This is a genomic window from Coprococcus sp. AF51-11b1, from assembly GCF_027682785.1.
Lineage (GTDB): Bacteria > Bacillota > Clostridia > Lachnospirales > Lachnospiraceae > Allocoprococcus > Allocoprococcus comes.
Genome location: NZ_JAQCZB010000005.1, coordinates 23,461 through 44,480, shown reverse-complemented (window position 1 = coordinate 44,480; position 21,020 = coordinate 23,461). Strand labels below are relative to the sequence as shown.

The 21,020-nt window shown below is 42.0% G+C and carries 16 protein-coding genes, 1 pseudogene and 1 riboswitch; of the genes and pseudogenes, 7 read left to right on the top strand and 10 right to left on the bottom strand.

Annotation, left to right across the window (positions count from 1 at the left end; translation table 11 throughout):
- Positions 1 to 141: 141 nt before the first annotated feature.
- A complete protein-coding gene (locus PGY05_RS06490; protein WP_022220828.1) occupies positions 142 to 1,323 on the bottom strand; it encodes an acetyl-CoA C-acetyltransferase in 1,182 nt (393 codons plus the stop codon).
- Positions 1,324 to 1,586: 263 nt separating this feature from the next.
- Positions 1,587 to 1,672, top strand: a riboswitch (ZMP/ZTP riboswitch).
- 210 nt (positions 1,673 to 1,882) lie between these two features.
- Between PGY05_RS06490 and pflB the strand changes: the two genes are divergently transcribed.
- From pflB to PGY05_RS06475, 3 genes are all read left to right on the top strand, one after another.
- On the top strand, positions 1,883 to 4,135 hold the full coding sequence (pflB, locus tag PGY05_RS06485) for a formate C-acetyltransferase (protein WP_055157354.1): 2,253 nt from the start codon (positions 1,883 to 1,885) through the stop codon (positions 4,133 to 4,135).
- Positions 4,136 to 4,316: 181 nt separating this feature from the next.
- The gene (gene pflA, locus PGY05_RS06480) at positions 4,317 to 5,060 is read left to right on the top strand and encodes a pyruvate formate-lyase-activating protein (protein WP_008371941.1); all 744 of its coding nucleotides are present in this window, start codon (positions 4,317 to 4,319) and stop codon (positions 5,058 to 5,060) included.
- A 138-nt stretch (positions 5,061 to 5,198) separates the two neighbouring features.
- Positions 5,199 to 6,272: a M24 family metallopeptidase gene (locus PGY05_RS06475; protein ID WP_022220826.1), complete on the top strand. Its 1,074-nt coding sequence runs from the start codon at positions 5,199 to 5,201 to the stop codon at positions 6,270 to 6,272.
- 57 nt (positions 6,273 to 6,329) lie between these two features.
- Here the strand turns inward: PGY05_RS06475 and PGY05_RS06470 are convergent, their stop codons facing one another.
- The gene (locus PGY05_RS06470) at positions 6,330 to 6,893 is read right to left on the bottom strand and encodes a hypothetical protein (protein ID WP_022220825.1); all 564 of its coding nucleotides are present in this window, start codon (positions 6,891 to 6,893) and stop codon (positions 6,330 to 6,332) included.
- An 89-nt stretch (positions 6,894 to 6,982) separates the two neighbouring features.
- On the bottom strand, positions 6,983 to 9,358 hold the full coding sequence (locus PGY05_RS06465; RefSeq protein WP_179961108.1) for a hypothetical protein: 2,376 nt from the start codon (positions 9,356 to 9,358) through the stop codon (positions 6,983 to 6,985).
- A gap of 619 nt (positions 9,359 to 9,977) precedes the next feature.
- Here PGY05_RS06465 and PGY05_RS06460 point away from each other — a divergent pair.
- Both PGY05_RS06460 and PGY05_RS06455 read left to right on the top strand, forming a co-directional pair.
- Entirely contained in the window at positions 9,978 to 10,322 is a 345-nt protein-coding gene (locus tag PGY05_RS06460; protein ID WP_195508980.1) for a helix-turn-helix domain-containing protein, read from the top strand.
- Between the two features lie 71 nt (positions 10,323 to 10,393).
- Entirely contained in the window at positions 10,394 to 10,756 is a 363-nt protein-coding gene (locus tag PGY05_RS06455) for a helix-turn-helix domain-containing protein (RefSeq protein WP_022220639.1), read from the top strand.
- Positions 10,757 to 10,774: 18 nt separating this feature from the next.
- Here PGY05_RS06455 and PGY05_RS06450 read toward each other — a convergent pair whose 3' ends face one another.
- Both PGY05_RS06450 and PGY05_RS06445 read right to left on the bottom strand, forming a co-directional pair.
- Positions 10,775 to 12,595 (bottom strand): DUF6320 domain-containing protein, encoded by a 1,821-nt coding sequence (locus PGY05_RS06450; protein ID WP_270475544.1) that lies wholly within the window; start codon positions 12,593 to 12,595, stop codon positions 10,775 to 10,777.
- 3 nt (positions 12,596 to 12,598) lie between these two features.
- Positions 12,599 to 13,525 (bottom strand): alpha/beta hydrolase, encoded by a 927-nt coding sequence (locus PGY05_RS06445; RefSeq protein WP_270475543.1) that lies wholly within the window; start codon positions 13,523 to 13,525, stop codon positions 12,599 to 12,601.
- 200 nt (positions 13,526 to 13,725) lie between these two features.
- Here PGY05_RS06445 and PGY05_RS06440 point away from each other — a divergent pair, with 200 nt between their 5' ends.
- The gene (locus PGY05_RS06440) at positions 13,726 to 14,496 is read left to right on the top strand and encodes a hypothetical protein (RefSeq protein ID WP_117834450.1); all 771 of its coding nucleotides are present in this window, start codon (positions 13,726 to 13,728) and stop codon (positions 14,494 to 14,496) included.
- Positions 14,497 to 14,633: 137 nt separating this feature from the next.
- Here PGY05_RS06440 and PGY05_RS06435 read toward each other — a convergent pair whose 3' ends face one another.
- From PGY05_RS06435 to PGY05_RS06420, 4 genes and pseudogenes are all read right to left on the bottom strand, one after another.
- The gene (locus PGY05_RS06435; RefSeq protein ID WP_270475542.1) at positions 14,634 to 14,867 is read right to left on the bottom strand and encodes a hypothetical protein; all 234 of its coding nucleotides are present in this window, start codon (positions 14,865 to 14,867) and stop codon (positions 14,634 to 14,636) included.
- 5 nt (positions 14,868 to 14,872) lie between these two features.
- A pseudogene (locus PGY05_RS06430) lies at positions 14,873 to 15,070 on the bottom strand (PD-(D/E)XK nuclease family transposase); the annotation flags it as partial.
- Positions 15,071 to 15,427: 357 nt separating this feature from the next.
- Positions 15,428 to 16,765 carry a CitMHS family transporter gene (locus tag PGY05_RS06425; RefSeq protein ID WP_270475541.1) on the bottom strand — a complete coding sequence of 446 codons (1,338 nt, stop codon included), beginning with the start codon at positions 16,763 to 16,765 and terminating at the stop codon, positions 15,428 to 15,430.
- A gap of 182 nt (positions 16,766 to 16,947) precedes the next feature.
- On the bottom strand, positions 16,948 to 19,095 hold the full coding sequence (locus PGY05_RS06420) for an ATP-binding protein (RefSeq protein WP_270475540.1): 2,148 nt from the start codon (positions 19,093 to 19,095) through the stop codon (positions 16,948 to 16,950).
- A 114-nt stretch (positions 19,096 to 19,209) separates the two neighbouring features.
- Between PGY05_RS06420 and PGY05_RS06415 the strand changes: the two genes are divergently transcribed.
- Positions 19,210 to 19,896: a response regulator transcription factor gene (locus PGY05_RS06415; protein ID WP_008371972.1), complete on the top strand. Its 687-nt coding sequence runs from the start codon at positions 19,210 to 19,212 to the stop codon at positions 19,894 to 19,896.
- A 167-nt stretch (positions 19,897 to 20,063) separates the two neighbouring features.
- Here PGY05_RS06415 and citG read toward each other — a convergent pair whose 3' ends face one another.
- The gene (gene citG, locus PGY05_RS06410) at positions 20,064 to 20,990 is read right to left on the bottom strand and encodes a triphosphoribosyl-dephospho-CoA synthase CitG (protein ID WP_270475539.1); all 927 of its coding nucleotides are present in this window, start codon (positions 20,988 to 20,990) and stop codon (positions 20,064 to 20,066) included.
- Positions 20,991 to 21,020: the final 30 nt, after the last annotated feature.

The window sequence follows — 21,020 nt, the reverse complement described above, 5'->3', positions numbered from 1 at the left end:
CGATTTTCGCTTTAGGGGGTTCATCGGAATGGTTTGCACAACTAGAATAGACGCATTATCTTTTGCCCAATTTGTCAACACAACCTAAATCATTCAAAAAAGGCAGACACTTAAAAAGCATCCACCCTTTTTTTTCTATCCCTAATCTCTTTTAACTACAGCAGAGCATCCCATTCCGCCACCAACACAAAGTGTTGCAAGTCCTGTATGTACATCTTCTTTCTGCATCTCATACAACAAGCTTACAAGGATTCTCGCACCTGAGCAGCCAACCGGATGTCCGAGAGCAATGGCTCCACCGTTCACATTCAGTTTGCTAAGATCAAATCCAAGATCCTTTCCAACTGCTACTGACTGTGCTGCAAATGCTTCGTTTGCTTCGATCAGATCAAAATCTCCGATCTCCATTCCCAGCTTCTTCATAACCTTACGTGTTGAATAAACCGGTCCGATTCCCATGATTGCCGGATCACATCCTGCGAGTTCTCCGCCGATCCATGTTGCCATAGGTGTTACGCCAAGCTCTTTTGCTTTTTCTTCGCTCATAACGATAAGTGCAGCTGCACCATCATTGATTCCGGATGCGTTACCTGCTGTAACCATACCGTCTTTCTTAAATGCAGGACGAAGTTTTGCAAGACCTTCTTTTGTGATTCCTTTACGAGGACCTTCATCTGTATCTACAAGAATCGTTTCTTTTTTCTTCTTCACTTCGACCGGAACAATCTCGTCTTTAAATTTACCTTCTGCCATTGCTTTTTCACATTTGTTCTGAGACCATGCTGCAAATTCATCCAGTTCTTCTCTTGTAAGTCCCCACTGTTCGCAGATATTTTCTGCTGTGATTCCCATGTGATAATTATGGAATGCATCGGTCAGACCATCCTTGATCATAGCATCTTCGATTGTCGCATTTCCCATACGATATCCATAACGTCCGTTTCTCAACATGTACGGAGCCATTGTCATATTTTCCATACCACCTGCAACGATGATATCTGCATCTCCAGCTGCGATCAGCTTCGCTGCAAGGTTTACACAGTGAAGACCGGATCCACAAAGTACGTTGATAGTTGTTGCCGGTACTTCATTCGGGATTCCTGCATATACAGCTGCCTGACGTGCCGGGTTCTGTCCGTTGCCAGCCTGGATAACATTTCCCATATACACTTCGTCAACCTGATCCGGAGAAACGCCCGCTCTTTTGAGAGCTTCTTTGATTACGATCGTTCCAAGTTCTACAGCCGATGTATTTGCAAACTGTCCGCCCATTACACCGATTGCTGTACGACATGCTCCTGCTAAAACAACTTTTCTTGCCATGATAAAAATCCTCCTTTATTTTGTAAATCACCTGATGTTTTTATTATAATCCTCTAAAAAACAGAATTCAATAGATGCTTGATATTTTTTTAACATTTTTTATGTTCTATTCCAGGTACATGCCTCAATTCGATTGAGAGATTTCTTGATAAATGTTAAGCTTTTCTCGGTATTTATACTTATTGACACTCACATCATTATTATGTTTTTTTCAAAAAAAACAATTTTGTCATTGACATTTATATAGCAATTTGTTAAATTAAAGTTGCTCATATGACTGACGGAAGTGGAATGAACCACAGGGAAATATGAGGATTTGATTATTTAGCCGACCGTCTGGGCGATTCAGCTCAGATGCCGGCTTTTTTTACGCATTTTTATAAGATTATCATAAATCAGGGCTATATAAAAGGCGTAAACATCCATCGGTTCTTCTAGCTGAACCTTTTCATATGTCTGGAATTTGCCAGAACTTTCCGGGCATAAACCGCAGCAACACAGTGTATAATAACCGGGTCATAGGTACTATGGCTCACCCACAAGAAGGAGGAATAACCAAATGATGCAGAAAGAACAATGGCAGGGATTTGAAGGAAGACTCTGGAAAGAAGAAATCAACGTTCGTGATTTTATCCAGAACAACTACACACCTTACGAGGGAGATTCTTCATTCCTTGCAGACCCGACCGAAGCAACAAACCAGCTCTGGGGCAAGCTTCAGGAACTCCAGAAAGAAGAACGTGCAAAAGGCGGCGTTCTGGATATGGAAACAGAAGTGGTATCTTCTCTTACCGCTTACGGTCCAGGTTATATCTGCGAAGAACTGAAAGATAAAGAACAGGTTGTGGGTCTTCAGACTGACAAACCTCTGAAACGTGCATTTATGCCGTTCGGTGGAATCAAAATGGCTGAGGAAGCATGCAAAACTTACGGATATGAACCAAACCCGAAATTTCATAAAATCTTTACAGATTATCATAAAACACATAACCAGGCAGTATTTGATGCCTATACTCCGGAAATGAAAAAAGCACGTCACAATAAGATCCTTACAGGGCTTCCGGATACTTACGGACGTGGACGTATCGTCGGTGACTACCGTCGTGTTGCTCTTTACGGCATCGATCTTCTGATCGCTATGAAGCAGGACGATCTCGCAAACTGCGGATACGGATCCATGCGTGACAATGTCATCCGTCAGCGAGAAGAACTTGCAGAACAGATCCGTGCCCTCAAGGGTATGAAAGAAATGGCTGCTATCTACGGATTCGACATTTCCGAGCCGGCAAAAAATGCAAAAGAAGCATTCCAGTGGCTGTACTTCGGATACCTTGCAGCAATCAAGACTCAGAACGGAGCTGCCATGAGTGTCGGACGTGTATCTACCTTCCTTGATATCTACATCAAGAGAGATATGGAAGCAGGAATCCTTACCGAAGAAGAAGCTCAGGAATTAGTTGACCATATGACAATGAAATTCCGTATGGTTAAGTTCGCACGTATCCCATCTTACAACCAGCTCTTCTCTGGTGACCCGGTTTGGGCTACACTGGAAGTCGGCGGAATGGGACAGGACGGACGTTCTATGGTAACAAAGACAGACTACCGTTTCCTGCATACCCTGGAAAACATGGGACCTTCTCCGGAACCGAACCTGACTGTACTTTACACAGAACGTCTTCCGAAGAACTTCAAGGACTACGCTTCACATATTTCTATTGAAACAAGTTCTATCCAGTATGAAAATGATGATGCAATGCGTCCGGTATGGGGCGATGACTATTCTATCTGCTGCTGCGTATCTGCAACACAGACAGGTAAAGAAATGCAGTTTTTCGGAGCAAGAGCAAACCTTGCAAAATGCCTTCTTTACGCGATCAACGGTGGTGTCGACTGCAAGTCAAAAGATCAGGTAGGACCGGCTTACACACCGATCACTTCTGAATACCTTGATTATGATGAAGTAATGGCTAAATACGACAAAATGATGGAGTGGCTCGCTGGACTGTATGTAAACGTACTGAACCTGATCCAGTACATGCATGACAAATACTACTATGAAGCATCTCAGATGGCACTGATCGATACCGATGTACGTCGTACATTTGCAACAGGTATCGCAGGATTCTCTCATGTAGTTGACTCCTTAAGTGCGATCAAATATGCAAAAGTGAAAACAATCCGTGACGAAAACGGACTCGTTGTAGATTTCGAGACAACCGGTGATTTCCCGAAATACGGAAATGATGATGACCGCGCAGATGATATCGCAGTATGGCTTCTTCAGACATTTATGAAGAAACTGAAAAAGCATCACACCTACCGTGAATCCGAACCGACAACTTCTATCCTTACCATTACCTCAAACGTTGTATATGGAAAAGCTACCGGTGCTCTTCCGGACGGAAGAAAAGCAGGCGCACCGCTTTCACCTGGAGCAAACCCAAGCTACGGTGCAGAACAGAACGGACTTCTTGCTTCCCTGAACTCCGTTGCCAAGCTGCCTTACGAATGGGCACTTGACGGAATCTCTAACACCCAGACCATCAACCCGGATGCAATCGGACATACTCCGGAGGAACGCATTAACAACCTGGTAAATGTTATGGACGGATACTTCTCTCAGGGTGCTCACCATCTGAACGTCAACGTATTCGGAACAGAAAAACTTCTTGACGCTATGGAACATCCGGAAAAAGAAGAATACGCAAACTTTACGATCCGTGTATCAGGATATGCGGTTAAGTTCATCGACCTTACACGCGAACAGCAGCTCGATGTAATCGCAAGAACCTGCCACGATCGTATGTAATTACCGAACTTACACTCTTTTGCCAAACATATCGTTATGCTGGAAGTCATGCATTTTAAAGTGCATGACTTTCGGCACATACAGAGATGCTGCTGGCAGCTTTTCCTGCATACTAAGGCATTTAAAAGACTCTGCCTGATCCGCAGTTTTCTAATCACACAATGAAAAAGGAGATTTTCATATGACTCAAATCAAAGGACTTATTCACTCTACAGAAAGCTTTGGTTCTGTTGACGGGCCTGGGGTACGTTTTATTATATTTGTTCAGGGATGTCCACTGAGATGTCAGTTCTGCCATAACCCTGACACCTGGAATATGACAGATAAAAACGGCGCCACCTGGCGCAGTGCCGATGAGCTTCTTGCGCAGGCTCTGCGTTACCGCACTTACTGGAAAAATGGCGGCGGAATCACCGTAAGCGGCGGAGAACCTCTCCTTCAGATTGATTTTCTGCTGGATCTTTTCAAAAAAGCAAAGGCAAAAGGTATTCACACAACGATTGATACTGCAGGCGGTCCTTTTACCAGAGAAGAACCATTTTTCTCCAAATTCCAGGAGCTGATGCAGTATACCGATCTTCTTCTTGTTGATATCAAGCATATCGATGAAAAATCTCACAAAGAGCTGACCGGAAAAACAAATAAAAACATTCTGGATATGATCCGCTTTCTCTCCGATATCAAAAAACCTGTCTGGATCCGCCATGTGCTCGTACCGGAGCGCAGCGACTATGATGAATACTTAAACCGGTTAAATGATTTTATCCAGACACTTGATAATGTAGAAAGAGTAGAAATCCTGCCTTATCACACACTTGGTGCCTACAAATGGAAAGAGCTGGGACTTGATTATCCCCTCGAAGGGATCAATCCACCTTCGAGAGAACGTGTGGAAAATGCAAAGAAGATCCTGCACTGTTCGTAAAAGTTACTGTTCACAGTACCTGTGACCAGCAACGCATAAGACACATTTTAAAAAAAATAGATGACAGCTTTCTCTTCATATTTTACCTGTAATGTGCTATGATTGGTGTAGTGTATTTAAGAGAGGAGCATTATAGCAATGAACGAAAGAATGGAACGCGTATTGGAAAAAATGAGAAAAAAAGGAATCGATCAGTTACTTGTATCTGATCCACTCAGCATCCGCTTCTTAACAGGCATCACGGTAAATCCTGGGGAAAGATTATATGCCCTGCTGCTTCGTACAAGCGGAAAGCACACGATTTTCCTGAACTATCTGTATTATGTTTCCAATACAGGTTTTGAAGAAGTATGGTTCAGCGATATGGACGATCAGATCGGTGTTCTGACCAGGCATATCGACACCAAAGGCGTACTCGGTATTGATAAAGTATTTCCGGCACGTTTTCTTATTCCGCTTCAGGAGCGCTGCCCTGAGCTGAAGACCGTATGGGGATCTGACTGTGTAGATGGTGTCCGCGCAGTAAAGAATGCCGAAGAAATTGAAATCATGAAACATTCTACAGAAATCAATGATCTGGTAATGGAACGAGCTGCTGCTTATATCAAAGAAGGTATGACCGAAAAGCAGATTGCTGATTTTATCGATGCAGAATACCTCAAAGAAGGTGCGAGTGGTGTAAGCTTTGATACCATCGTATGTTTCGGTGCGAATGCAGCTGACCAGCATCATACACCAAGTGAGACAAGAACCTTAAAAGCCGGTGAATGTATCCTGATCGATATGGGCTGCGTATGGCATGGATATTGTTCAGATATGACAAGAACTTTCTACTGCAAGAGTGTAGATGATGAGCAGGCTAACATTCATGATATTGTCCGCACTGCTGTCGAAAAGGCAGAAGCTGCGATCAAGCCGGGAGCACGTTTCTGTGATATTGATGCACAGGCAAGAGACTACATCGATGAAAAAGGCTACAGCGAATACTGGAAGATCCGCCTTGGACACTTCATCGGACAGGAAGACCATGAATATGGCGATGTCAGCCCGATCAATAAAAATGTGGCTGAACCTGGTATGATCTTCTCCATCGAGCCTGGTATCTATATTGAAGGCAAGTACGGCGTCCGTATAGAAGACCTCGTTCTGGTAACAGAGGATGGACATGAAGTTCTGAATAAGGTAGAAAAGAAATACCGGATTGTTGGGTAATTAAGTATATGACAAAAAGAAACGCAGTTTGAATATCCACACTGCGTTTCTTTCTTTTTACTCTGTTTTAATATCAACAACTTCATAGACAGACGCTACATCTTCCTGATAATCCATTAATAATACCAAATCGTATTTATTAGTAAATGAATCATCATTTCTTTTTCCTTCTACTGTTACTTTAGCTTCCACATACCCAATAGTTCTTTCATTATATAAAGCTTCACTTGCTTTTTTAATTTCTACTGTAATATTATCTGTCTGAATTTTACTATCTTTATAAAATTCTTCCCTCTGCTGCTTTATTTTTTCTCTTTCTTTATCTGATGTAATAATTTCATATAACTTTTCATCTGTTACTTTTTTTGTATCATCGGAAAAGCTATCATCAATTCCTATAGTTGCTTTAGCCCAGTTTTGAATTCCTTCTTCTATTTTTTGTTTTGAATCATCTGGAATTTCTTTATCTGTTTTTTCAATTTTATCATAAAAACTTTTCGTATCATTATTGATTGTTATTTCGAATTTTTTGTCTTTTTTTTCACTTTTTTTACTTCCGCAGCCAAAAATGGTCATGATACTTAAACAAATTACTGCACCTATTATTAATCTTTTTTTCATTTTCTTTTCCTTAATATAATTGCCAGAAGCATCTTTTCCGACACCTCTGGCAATTAAGTATTACCTTATTTTACTTAAGACTGTTCTTATTAACGAACGTGTCTTTTTCTGCAAATTACAGTAACAATTGCAGCTGCACAAATAGCCATTACAAGAATGTTCATTACTACATGAGCTGAATCTCCTGTCTGAGGTGTTTCTGCATTTTCTGCTTTCTTCTCAGCTTTTTTAGCTTTGTTTGCTGTTTTATCTGCTTTTGTGTTGTCAACTTTGCTGTTATTTTTGTCATCAGCTTTGTTGTCATCTTTTTTAGTATCATCTGGTGTTGTCGGCTCAGTCGGATCTGTTGGCTCAACTGGATCTACTGGATCAACTGGATCAACTGGATCAACTGGGTCTACAGACTGAATCTTTTCTACGATCATTGTATGTCCACCAGTTGCTCCAAATGGAACCTGAATGTTTGTTACCTGATCTACACCTTCTGCAAGCTGATAGCCTTCTGGAAGCTGGAAGTCTTCTCCAAGCATGAATGTCCATGCTTCGCCTTCTCCACCTACTGCTGTTGTGGATACAGTCTTAGTATCAACAACTTCTCCATCAACTGTTTCAAATGTGATAGTTAAAACTGTTCCTACTGTTTCTGCTGGGATCGGTTCTACGATCATTGTGTGTCCACCAATTGCTCCAAACGGAATCTGGATGTTTGTTACCTGGTCAACACCTGTTGCAAGCTGGTAACCTTCCGGAAGCTGGAAGTCTGTTCCAAGCATGAATGTCCATGCTTCGCCTTCTCCACCTACTGCTGTTGTGGATGCTGTTGTTTCTCCAACTTTTTCTCCATAGATTGTTTCAAATGTTACATTTAATACTGTCTCTACGGTTTCTGAAGGAACTGCTTCTACGATCATAGTATGTCCAGCTGTTGCTCCGAATGGAACCTGGATATTTGTTACCTGATCTACACCTTCTGCAAGCTGATAGCCTTCCGGAAGCTGGAAATCTTCTCCAAGCATGAATGTCCATGCTTCGCCTTCTCCACCTGTTGCTGTTGTTTTTGCTGTTGTTGTATCAACTACTTCTCCATCAACTGTTTCGAATGTTACATTTAATACTGTCTCTTTTACTTCAGAAGGAATTGCCTCTACAAGCATTGTAAATCCACCTGTTGAACCAAATGGTACTTCAATGTTGGTTACCTGATCTACACCTTCTGCAAGTTTATAACCTTCCGGAAGCTGGAAATCTTCGCCAAGCATGAATGTCCATGCTTCACCTTCTCCACCTACTGCTGTTGTTTTTGCTGTTGTTGTACCAACTACTTCTCCATCAACTGTTTCAAATGTTACAGTTAATACTGTTTCCTTTGCCGGTTCAACTGGATCTACTGTATCATTAATTGGTTCTACAATAATTGTATGTCCGCCCATTGCACCAAACGGAATCGGAATGTTTGTAACCTGATCTACACCTTCTGCAAGTTTGTAGCCTTCCGGAAGCTGGAAGTCTTCTCCAAGCATGAATGTCCATGCTTCACCTTCTCCACCTACTGCTGTTGTGGATGCTGTTGTTTCTCCAACAACTTCTCCATCAACTGTTTCAAATGTGATATTTAATACAGTTTCTTTTGGTGTAACATCACTCTTAATTGGTTCTACAAGCATCGTGTGACCGCCAATTGTTCCAAACACAACTGGGATAACTGTAACCTGATCTACACCTTCTGCAAGTTTGTAGCCTTCCGGAAGCTGGAAATCTGTTCCTAATGTGAAGTACCATGACTCATCCCCTGCTCCTGTTGCTCCAGTCTTGGCAGTCGTTTCTCCAACTTTTGTTCCATCAACTGTTTCAAATGTGATATTTAATACAGTTTCTTTTGCAGGATCAACTGGATCTACTGTACCGTTGATTGGTTCTACAACAATTTCAGATGAAGTCGTTGCTCCACATGGAAGCTGAATGTTAGTGTTCTGCTCATAATCTAATCCTGTTGCAAGCTGATAGCCTTCTGGAAGCTGATAATCCTGCCCAAGCATGAATGTCCATCCATCACCTACTGCTGTTGATGTTAATGTCTGAGAATCAACCACTGTTCCATCCTTAAGTACAAATTTTAAATATAATGTAGTTACAGTCTGCTGAACCTTTTTCACATAAACATCTTTTGAAGCACCGTCAAGGTATGGAGCAACAGATACTGTTGTAGATTCTGTATATTTACCATCTACTTCATATCCTGATGGCATAATAGAACTAATATCTACATCCTGTGCCACTCCTTCTTTACCATTTACTACCATGTACTGTGGATCACCGACAACTGCATCACCGTTATCAACGTCATGGAATACAAACTTAACGCTAAAATCCCCATATACATCACTAGCGAAAACACTTAATGAATTAACCATTAACATCGCTAATGTAAGGCATGCAACAAGGATTTTTCTCATACTCTTTTTCATAACCTTTTTTCCATCCTTTCTTAATTTTGAGTATAAGTCTCTCTCGTATGTCCCCCCTTTTTATTCAAATTTTCGCAGAAACTATTTTCCTGCCTGTAAAAAAAGTTTCTACTATTTCAAAAGCCACCCAACGCGTAGAGACAATTATTTTCGCCAAATGACTTCTGACTTTGACTTCATTTCCGAGAGGTTATACCGCCAATATCTCCTCTTGTGTCTATTATCTAGTTTTCACATTGCGGCATATTCATACACTGTTAGTATACGTCTTAGTTTTTAAGATGTCAATCGATTGTGTCTTAATTCTAAGACTTTCTGTGTTTTTTCTCATAAACATCCTCCGTTTTTGTTCACTTTGACGAACCGTTAATTATTTCATTATCAAACCCACTCTTTTCTAGCTTTTTTAATATTTTTGTCATGTATTTTATTATTTATCGAAACCTGTCGAAAAACTTCGCACCAATACCCTTTAGTCTTATTTTTTAAGATTTTTATTATTAAAAGTACCTTTTTTAAGACTTTCCACTTCCTAACATCAATTTCCATTATAATAGGTAATAACATATACAGATTTCGCTTATACTATATAAGAACTCTTAGAAAGGAAGACCTGCTCATGGAACATATTGGAGAAATTCTCCGGACAGCACGTGAAGATAATTTTTATACTCAGAAGAAAGTAATGGAACTGACCGGTATCAACCGCAAGACTCTGTCCGGCTATGAGAACAGTGTAGCTGAACCAGATCTTGACACATTTGCCAGATTACTCCGCTTATATCAACTTTCTGTGGATGAAGTATTAGGAATTAAGACTTCTATCCCCCCCTCGCATTTTTCCCTTTCGCGCTGCGAACGAAAAATGCTTACTCTTTTCCAAAAATTTGACACCAGCCACCAGGAAGAGCTTTTGATTCAGTTTCAATCTCTCGCAGACTATCTCGATAAAAAATCAAAATAAATTGTTATTGCTTTTTCCTGCTCTGACCATTTATAATGAACTTATACTATGTTTGAAGGGGGAACATTTTCATGAAAGATATTGGTAAAATTCTGAAAAACGCCCGTGAAAATAAAGAATATACCCAGAAACAAGTGATGGAATTGACCGGTATCCACAGAAAATCTCTGTCCGGTTATGAGAATAACGTTGCCGAGCCGGATCTCTCCACTTTCGCAACCCTTGCCAATCTGTATGGCATCTCTGCAGATGAAGCTTTGGAAATTGGTGAACCGGATCCTTCTGTTTCTTTGCTTCGTTTTGAATTCCAAGTTCTTTCTTTATTTAAAGAACTCGATGCAAAGCATCAGGAAGAACTTCTGATCCAGATCACCGCACTCGTCAGATATTTAAATGCAAAAAATATGGTGCCGCAAAATCATCAATCCAGATAATTTTGCGGCACCACCGATTTATACATGTAAATTCTTTTCCATTTCCTGACGCATTTCTTTTCCCTTGAAAAGCACCAGTCCGATCAGCATCAGCACGCCCATCCCAATTGAAATCACAGACGGAAATACAATTCGTACCTTACCAGTCAGCAAAAAGATAAATGGTAAGATCATTCCGTAAAGCGCCGCCATCACAAAGTACACCAGATAGTCCTTCGCCTGACGGTAATACACCCTCGATATGATCAGCATCGAAATCATAATCAAGCCACTGACTCCCGGAAGCACAAAGTCAATCGACCAGCCATGCCAGCCGGTCAGCCAGTCCCAGATAATACAGCCGACTGTCACAATGATCAGCTGCCACATGGCATTCTTCAGCAGATTGTACCGCTTGAAGAAACCGACTGCGAGCGCCAACCACATACTGAACGCACCGCCGCACACAAACAGTGACAGATGGAAATTCGTATCAATGCTATAATCCACTCCCAGTGCCGCCACAATCGCGATCATGCAAAGAAATGTAAATATTTTGAAAATCTGCATTCCTTTCGCTTCTGTCATCACACTTTCCGGATACTCCACTTCAAGGATCTCAGGCTTTACTTCCTGCTCTTTCAGAATCTGGAAAAAGTTGTCCTTGATCGCATCACAGTCATATCTGGACGTAAATCCCAGATAAATCTTATCCCGTAAGGAACACATACAAAGCTCTACTTTCGGCGTACTTGTATAAACACCAAAATACCTGATATACGTCTCATAGCTTTCCGGCATCCGGATGATTCCCATGTTGGAAAAAATAGCGGTCACATCACTTTCTGCCGTCCTCGCCCCGATATTGATACAGACATTTTTCAGTTCCAGCGGCGCAAATTTCAGGATTGGATGCACCTGCAAGGCGAAGTAATCGTTCATCCGCTTCTCCATCTTTTCCGCTGTCAGTTCTTCTTTAAAACATGCATTTACTTTTTGCACAACATCTGTGAACTCTTCTTTTCCACCCTGAAAATGATATCCCGGTTCGATCCAGTTGAAGAAATTGAGCATTGTATTGGTCGGAAAGAAATTACGCAGATTTACCGGAACCATCAGTACAACCGGCTTGCTTTCCTGCCGTCTTGTCATTGTCCGGTGAATCGCACACAGATATACCGCAGTCAGAAATACCGTCATCGATACACCATAAGTCTTTGCCTGATGCCTCAGTTCTTCGACCGGAATTTCTGCCTCTGTCGTCTGCAGGCTTCCAAGCTCGCGCCGGTTTCCGCGAAGCTGATGCGCTGCCGGCTTTTTCTCCTTTTTGCGGTCTGCCTGGTGGGAATAATATCTTTCAAATCCATCTGCTTCCTGATCGAAAAGGCTCTCCGAATACTCTGACAGAACCACATCCTCCAGTCCATCCTCATGATGTGCCAGATACAGATAATTTTTCACCAGCTCCCGTACAAATTCACTGGCACCGGTTCCGTCCGTCAGCACATGAAAGACCTCAAAATTGATTCTCTTTTTGTAATAAGTCACTTCAAAAAGCAGATCTCTCTTATCACGGATATAAAGGCTGCTGCACGGCTCCTTATACTCTTCTCTTACAACCGGTCTTTTATTACTCTGTTCCAGATAATGCCAGAACAGTCCCTTTCGCAGCACGGACAGAAAGATCGGATATTTTTCCAGTGTCCTGTCTACCGCCTTCTGCAGGATCTCCTGCTGTATATCCTCTTTCAATTCACAGTAGAACCGGAATACACGGGTATCCCTTTTACTGCTCGCCGCCGGAAAAAGCTTCGCTGCATTGTCCAGCCTTCTCCAGTGCTTTACATTTGTCTGCGGCATTTTCTATTCCCCCTCCAGAAAATGATTGATATATTCAAAACTTTCCTGTACATGCAGACTCCGGATTCCCAGTGCAAAATATCCGTGAAGTGCATCCTTGATCCGGTGTACTTCCACCCGGTTACCTGCCTCTGCAAGACGTCTTCCATACGCTTCTCCCTCATCCCGGAGCGGATCAAATTCTGACGTCAGGATCAGTGTATCCGGCTGCCCTGACAGATCTTTCTTCAGAATCGGTGCAAAATATGGATTTAACTTGTCCTCTTCCGAACCTGCATAAAGATTGATATAATCTTTTAATTTGCCTGCCGTCAGAAGATAATCCTGCCCGTTCTCCCTTACAGAAGAGAACAGACTCTTCTCTGAATAATCATTATTGACTGCCGGATAGATCAGAATCTGTCTCTTTGGCATAAATTCGCCACGATCCCGTGCCATAATGGATAATGCAGCTGCCAGATTGCCACCTGCACTGTCTCCAATCAGAGTAATATCCTCCGGCTTTGTATCCGGATGCGTATACAATGCTCTTGCCACGGCATAACAGTCCATAAGCCCGGTCGGGAACTTGTGCTCCGGCGCCAGGCGATATTCTACTGCTGCTACAGTCTGCCCCGTCGCCTGTGCCATCCGGGAACATACTCTCTCATAATTTTCCACATGCTCAGTCGCCCATCCTCCTCCGTGAAGGAAAAGCATGATCTTTCGTCCCTTGATCTGATCTTTTTCCAGACACGATGCTTCATCCGGGAAAAATACCCGGATCGGAACTTCATAATCGCCGTTATATACCTGCAGATCCATTTTTTTATAAAAAATTTTCATCGGATCCAGTCTTTTCAGATCCGCAAGCTGCCTTGATACTTCTACATCAATCCCTCCAAAAGACAGGATTTTCAGGATTGCTTTTGTTGCTATATTGATTGCCATATTTTTCTGTCCTCATTTATTTTTTCATACAGATTTATTCTACCATAGAATGATGTCCCCTACCACTCTTTCTCTTTCCATCTTTGCTACATTAACCCATTTTCAATTTTTCAGATTTCACAATCATCTCATTATTTATTTGACACAGACTGTCAAAACAGTTACCATACACTTATGCACAAGGAGGGTGTATTTGTTTTATGAATAATAAAAAAAATATAGACGACTATTTTGATGACAACTTTGAAGTAACTTATACAGGCGATCTCCCGTCGATCCCTGTGGGGCAGGATGATTATGACGACCGTTATGACGACACAGACTACCTTAACGATTATGAAACTGACGACTACTACGATGAAACAGACAGGCTTGCTCCTGATTATGACGATGATTATGAAGAAGAGGATTCTTATTATGACCGCCAAAGACCAGCCAGACGGACAGAACGGAGAAATTCCCGCAGACGTCCCGATTCCTCTTCCGAAGAACTGGCTGCTCCAATCCGGAATATTGCCCGCACCGGAAGTACTGCCGCTGAGAAACTGACCACTTTCATCCTTCGCCCGGCACCGGTTCTGATGTCCGCCATCATCCTGGCGATTACCTTTTTTTCATTCTGGAATCAGCTGTCTGATTATGGAGATATCAATACACTGACATCCAATCCAGATCTTACTCTGATTGCTTATCTGACTGTCGGAGCGGTTATGCTGATCTGGATGCTGTCTACGTTCTTTTTCACATTAAGTGGCATCCGACACGGAACCGGACGCGGACTTACTTATTTTGTCCTAGTATATGTTCTGTCCTACCTCTTCAGTCTAGCCGCAGCTGCAATTCCTGCTGATGTTCAGTTGCTGACCGGTATCAGAGGCGGTATCCTGGTATTTGGTTCCCTTTACCCGGCATATTTTCCATTCTGCGTGGTGGGAATTATTACTTGTATTTTGCGGAAAATTTTGAAGTAAAACATTCCTCGTACTAAGGCATATGCCTTAGGGCATCCTCATATGGTGTTTTTACTTTATAAGTGAACAACAACTAATTACATGCGAAAAAAGAGTAAGTCAAATCACTCATCTATCTGATTTGACTTACTCTTTTCTTACTTTTGTTTCATTCCCGATGTGTTTCCCAACTTTTGTACTATTTTTTCTATATCATATTCCGGTGCATAGGTATTGGCAATATCATAGATTCTCTGTATCGTCAAGACATCCTCTTCCAGAAAATCTGCAATTTCCTCTGCTGACATCCCTTTTTGCAATTTTTTTATAACAATTGAAACTAATGCTTCCCTGTACCCTTCTTTACGCCCTTCTTTACGTCCTTCTCGCATCCCAATTATTTTGCACTTTTCATAAACGAATTATGATCCCACAAAATTTTTTGTCTTTCTTCGTATTCTCTTCTTTTTCTTTCATCTGCACTCATCTTCTCCAGACATTCATAAGCTTCTTTAATATATTCATTTTGCTCTGCCATCTTTGCAAAATCCTTTCTGTTCTTTCCGCTCATAAATCGCATCCACTGGATGATCCCAGTTTCATTCTGACTTTTCTACTATAAATATTTTAACATACTGTCATCCTTTGTAAAGGCAAACTCCCATACTTCTATATTTTCTTTTGCTTTGTTCATTGTCGGGAGTTTACTCGAAAATTGAGCACCGAAAATGAGATACCTTCTGATTATGGTTAATTAGATACTTTTTCGATTTTAGAAATAAATCGAAGTAAAATAACTCTATCACATTTTCCTGAAATCTTATACCCTGCATAACATTTTCGAGCACTTTCGTTGCATTTCAATCATCAGACCATTTTATATGCATATCCAAAAAAATCCCGTACTCCATGTACAAATCACATGAAATACAGGATCTTTTTATTTATCTAACTAGAATTTGATAACTCCAAGAATTAAACCTGAAATCAGACAGATAATACTTACACCCCAGATCCAGAAGAAACTGTTCTTGATGTGGTCTTTGATCTCCACACCGGCAAGTCCGGTTCCAAGGAAAGTAGCCGGAACAACCGGGCTGATGAATGTTGCACAGTTACGGCAAACAACCATTGAAATGGCGATATGTGCCGGATTCACACCGAATTCGTTTCCGATTCCGATCAGTACCGGAAGCATTCCGAAGAAGAAAGAATCGGTATCAAACATCAGTGTAAGCGGTACTGATACCAGACCTACAATAAGCGGTAAAAATCTTCCCATAGACTGTGGAACCACGTTTGCAAGTACGTTAGCCATATGAGTCATGATCTCTGTTTGCTGCATAACTCCAAGGAATACACCTGCACAAAGAATCGTAGATGCCATGGTAAGTGCCGGGCCTGCATGGGATTTAATGATCTTACCCTGCATTTTTGCACCCGGGTAGTTTACAAAAAGTGCTACTGCACATCCTACCATAAAGATGTAGTAAGACGGTACCTTTGCAAGAACCAGGTTTACGATTACTGCCAGTGTTACGATCACGTTGAATACAAAGAGTTTCGGTCTTGCAAGCTCATTCTTTTCATCATCTGTTACAGCTTCATCTTCAATTCCGCCATACTCGATCTTTTCTGCTGAAGAAGTGCCTGCACCTCTCTTCTTTTCGATATTTCCCCAGATAAATGCTGTTCCAAGTGCAATAAAAATACCTACAACCTGCATTGGAATGATCTGTTTCCACAGTGCATTTGGTTCAATTCCAAGGACAGTAGCCGCACGCATTGTCGGTCCGCCCCATGGCAGAAGGTTCATAACACCCATTGCAGATACACAGATGAGCATCAGAGTTGTCGGTCTCATATTCAGACGTTTGTAAACCGGGAGCATTGCCGGAATTGTAATCAGGAATGTAGAGGCACCGCCTCCATCCAGATGTCCGATCATAGCAATGATACAGGTCATCATGGCAACACCGACTACATTACTTCCGACTTTCTTCATCAATGCATTGATGATCTTGTCGAACATTCCTACATCTGTCATAATTCCAAAGAAAAGTACAGAGAAGATAAACAGTGCTGCAGTACCATGTACTCCTGCTACACCGGCTGTTACAAATTCCCCCATTTCTTCAATCGTAAATGTTCCGGTTGCTACAAGGATCGCACCTGTTACAGTTGATACACTGACAAATGCAAGAGCCGGTACCGTTACATTTCTTAAGAGCAACGCAATCACAATAATGATGGTTGCAAATCCCAATAAGGCAAGCATTGCTTCACTCATGGCATTTTCTCCTTCCTTTTGTACGGGTACTTTTTCGTACCATTTATTTGATGATTCCATTATAAAAACCCAACCTTACACTCTTACAGATTCCTCCTTACATTTTGTTAAGGTAAATCTTTAAAAGTATTAAGGTTGGGTTTGTCTTATCTTACACCTTACAGATATCTGCGTCTTTTTTCTTATACCGGCTGGCTGGCACAATTCCGAATTGCCTCAAGAATCGCGGTATCCGATACCGGTTTTTCTACATATCCGTCAATGATTCCTTTCTGCCGGGTCTCTGCCACCTCGCGGCTGACTCCATCAATAATAATAAGCTTCAGCATGTCCGGATATCTGCCTGCAAGCGACATACAGAAATCCACTCCACTGCAATCCTCCATCGTCTCGTCTACTACCAGCACATCTGCCTGCTGCTGTTCCAGACATTTTTGCAGTTCTTCTCTTTTCATACAGGTCTGAATCTGGATCCCGATCTTCTCAAAATTCTTTTTCAGCAGCTGCAATACCTTTGCATTGTCATCTGCCACCACGATCCGATAATCCTTTCTGGGAATATTCTGCACAATCTGTGGCATATGCTCTGTATCCAGTACCGGAAGATAGATATGAAAGGTACTTCCTTCTCCTTTTTTGCTCTCTGCATAAATATATCCCTTATGTGAAGTAATAATCTGCTCCGCAAGTGCCAGTCCAAGTCCGGTACCCTCTCCCCCTTTTTTCGTTGTAAAAAATGGATCAAAAATCTGACGCAACGTCTCTTTATCCATTCCACACCCATTATCTTTCACCTGGATATGGATATACTTTTTCCATACATCCGAAAGCTTTTCAATCACTCCCTGAGCCAGTTTTTCTTTTTCTTCTGAATGGCAGGATATTCTGATATTTCCTTGATTTTTTCCAATCGCATGCACCGCATTAACGCAGACATTTAAAAGCACCTGGTTCAGCTGTGTCGCATTTCCAAGGATCATTTCATCATCTACCCGAAACTCACTTTCCATATGGATCAGAGGCGTGCAGACAGATTCCATCATCCTTTCTGCACGCGTCATGAATTTCTTTATCGAAATATTTTTATAAACGGTCTCTACATTCTTTCGACTCAGGGACGAAATCTGGCGCACTACATCCTTTGCTTTTTCCGAAGCCTCATAAATTTCTTTTGCACTGTCCTGTTCTTCTGATCCTTCCGGAAGTTCCATCATCAGAAGCTCTGCATATCCCATGATCGGAGTCAGAAAATTATTGAATTCATGTGCGATACCACCTGTCATAGTTCCCATGATCTGAAGTCTTTGCTGATGTGCGATACTCTGCTCACTCCGATGCATTTTTTCCAACTGCTCATTCAGTTCTTTCAGATCATTGATCTCCCGCACAGCTCTTCTCATATCACGCATCACTCTGCCAAATAAGACAACCGCAATACCGGCAGCCAACAAAATACCAACAAAAATACATACCATTTTCAAGAAACCTTCAGCTATCGGTTCGTACAGATCATCGTAGTCGATCACCGCACTGACTACCCAGAAGCTGTCTCCGATCTGAACCGGAGAATATGCACTGATTTTCTGTACTCTCGGACGTTCTTCATTTGTCCACCAATACGAATAATAATGAGAAATACCTTCTTTTCTCTTCTTCTGATCCTCAATCATCTTCTCCAGACTGGAGTAATCCAGATCCGGATACATTTTCTTCCTTCCTGCAATAACCGGAATTCCCCACTGTTCTTTCTTCGGATGCATGATGATCGTTCCTTCTGCATCTTTGACTACAATGTATCCATTCGTTCCGATGTGAATTCCCGAAATCAGTTTCTGATAATATTTTTCCGCATCGATCATCAGACAGATCTTTCTCCCATCCTTCAAAATACGCTTATATACATTATAGATTTTCCCATCTGTATCTTTTTCCATATAAATGCTATTCTTTGCCGAGCTTTGAGTGAGCAGCTGTGAACTTACAATCTGTACATCCTTGACACTCTCGGAAAGCTTCCCCTGTTCGTCTTCCAGGTACAGATTCGTGATAAAACTGGTCTGTGTGTCTATAAATTCCCGATATAGTTGTTTTGCCTCATCCTGCGGTCTGTTCTCTGCTGTTTTCGCAAGAAAGCTTAAACTTTCCTCATATTCCTCTGCGGACATCGCCATATTTTCACTCAGGATTCTGGTTGTCAGGAGCATCTGTTCCTCCTGGTTCTGCATCAAAGTATCTCTGTACTTTTTCCAGACACCAAATCCTGCAAATACAAGAATTACGATTAAAAAAAGTGGAATCGCAGCAATCAGTGTCTTTTTGTTTTTCTTCATATATTCTCGTCCCCAGTTTGTTATCAATTGACTTGTTCTCTTTCTAATATTATAATGTTTTTTATAAGTTGTATAGAATTTTATCGAAATTTTTACTTTTGGGAGGTTGCCTCAATGGCTGACAAAATACTGATCGTAGATGATGATCCGGCAATCTGTAAGCTGCTGGAAAAGGTAATGCACAGCAATGAGCTGGAAACAACAACAGTAAACTGTGGCATGGATGCTCTGTCCATCCTGAAAAATCATACATTTGACCTGATCCTTATGGATATTATGCTGGGAGATATGGAGGGATTTGAGGTCATCAAACGGCTTCGCAATCAGGGGATCAGTACTCCGGTTATGATCGTCAGCGGACGTAATGAAGACTATGATTCTCTGTACGGGCTTTCACTTGGAGCGGATGATTATATCACCAAGCCGTTCCGACCGCTTGTACTTGGTGCCAAAGTAAAAGCACTGATCCGCCGCAACAAGAATCTGGTACTCGACAATTCCGATACTCTGGAATGCGGTCCATTCAGCTATGATACCACAACCATGCGTTTTTACAAAAATGGTGAAGAACTTATCCTTTCTTCCAAGGAGTCTGCACTTCTTCTGCTTTTTATGAAGCATCCGCAGCAGGTTTTCACCAAGGATATGATCTATGAACATGTCTGGGGCAATACGGTTGCCGTTGATGACAATGCGATCATGGTCTACATCAACCGGCTTCGTGGTAAGATCGAGGACGACAGACAGAATCCGGCGTATATCCTGACAATCCGCGGACTGGGATACCGTTTTGTTCCGTAAACGACCTTTTCATCAAGAAGAGGCTCCATCCGGAATCTTCTCCTAATGAAAAAGATGACTTTTCACCCGCTCATTTGTGAAAAGTCATCTTTTTTATTCCTCACCAGTCTGGTGCAGTCCATATTCATGGCAGAAAATTTGATTCCCGTTCTCAGTTATTATACGCTCTATTTTACAACTGGAAAGAGGTTCAGGATTGCCCCGTTCTCGTTTGGAATTTTATTGCACAGCATTGCAAGAAACAGTGAGGTGGCAAGTAGATCGGCACACCCACCCGCGCTGATACCACGCTTTATATAATCCGCATCCATGCGGATCAGTTTGTCTAACGCATCTTCTGAGTAGGCTCCGCCTTCCTCCAGAAACTGCATCGCTTCCATCTGTACCTGATAGAGTACTGACGGATTCTTTCTCGATAAAATGTTGGAATCCTGCACCCGGCTCATCAGTGCAAAAAGGATCTGTAATTTGATCCGGTTCCACTCCATTCCCCGCAAAAGTCCATCCTCCAGTACCGGAAGCGCAATATGAAAAACAGATGGGTATCCGGCAAGCGCTTCCCCGCGAATCCCTGTAGTCCCGTATTGTACGAGATTTTTCTCACCGTTACTTTTCGCAGGTTCCTTTCCCAACATCTCAATTTCGGCTCTTAAGATCCTGGCAGTCATCTTCTGCTCCATCCGAAGGATGGATTGTAAAGTAACCGTTCCGTCTTCCTGGATACATCTTCCCGCTGCCGCACTGAATATTCCAAGGGTAAAGATCATCCCTTTATGTGTATTCACATGTCCGGTTGCCCGATACATGGCTTCCTCCGCAAGCATTCCGGTCTTACGGATTTCACGGAAAAGATCTTCCGACGTACAGGTCAGCTGATATCCCTGGTATGCCATTCTAACAAACCACGGATACAACGCCTCTGCACTTCTTTCAAAGGTCTGCACATCCATATCAGTGTGGGCACCACAGGAATACGGATCTACAAGCCCCGGTTTGGGAACCGTATAGACTTCCTCAAGCAACGCCTGATACGCCATCCGGCCAATCGATTCTGCAAAGTATTCTGCTTTCTCTACTGCCTGATTCTTTCCCATACGGTTCTCCTTTTATATCCAATTGCCAAT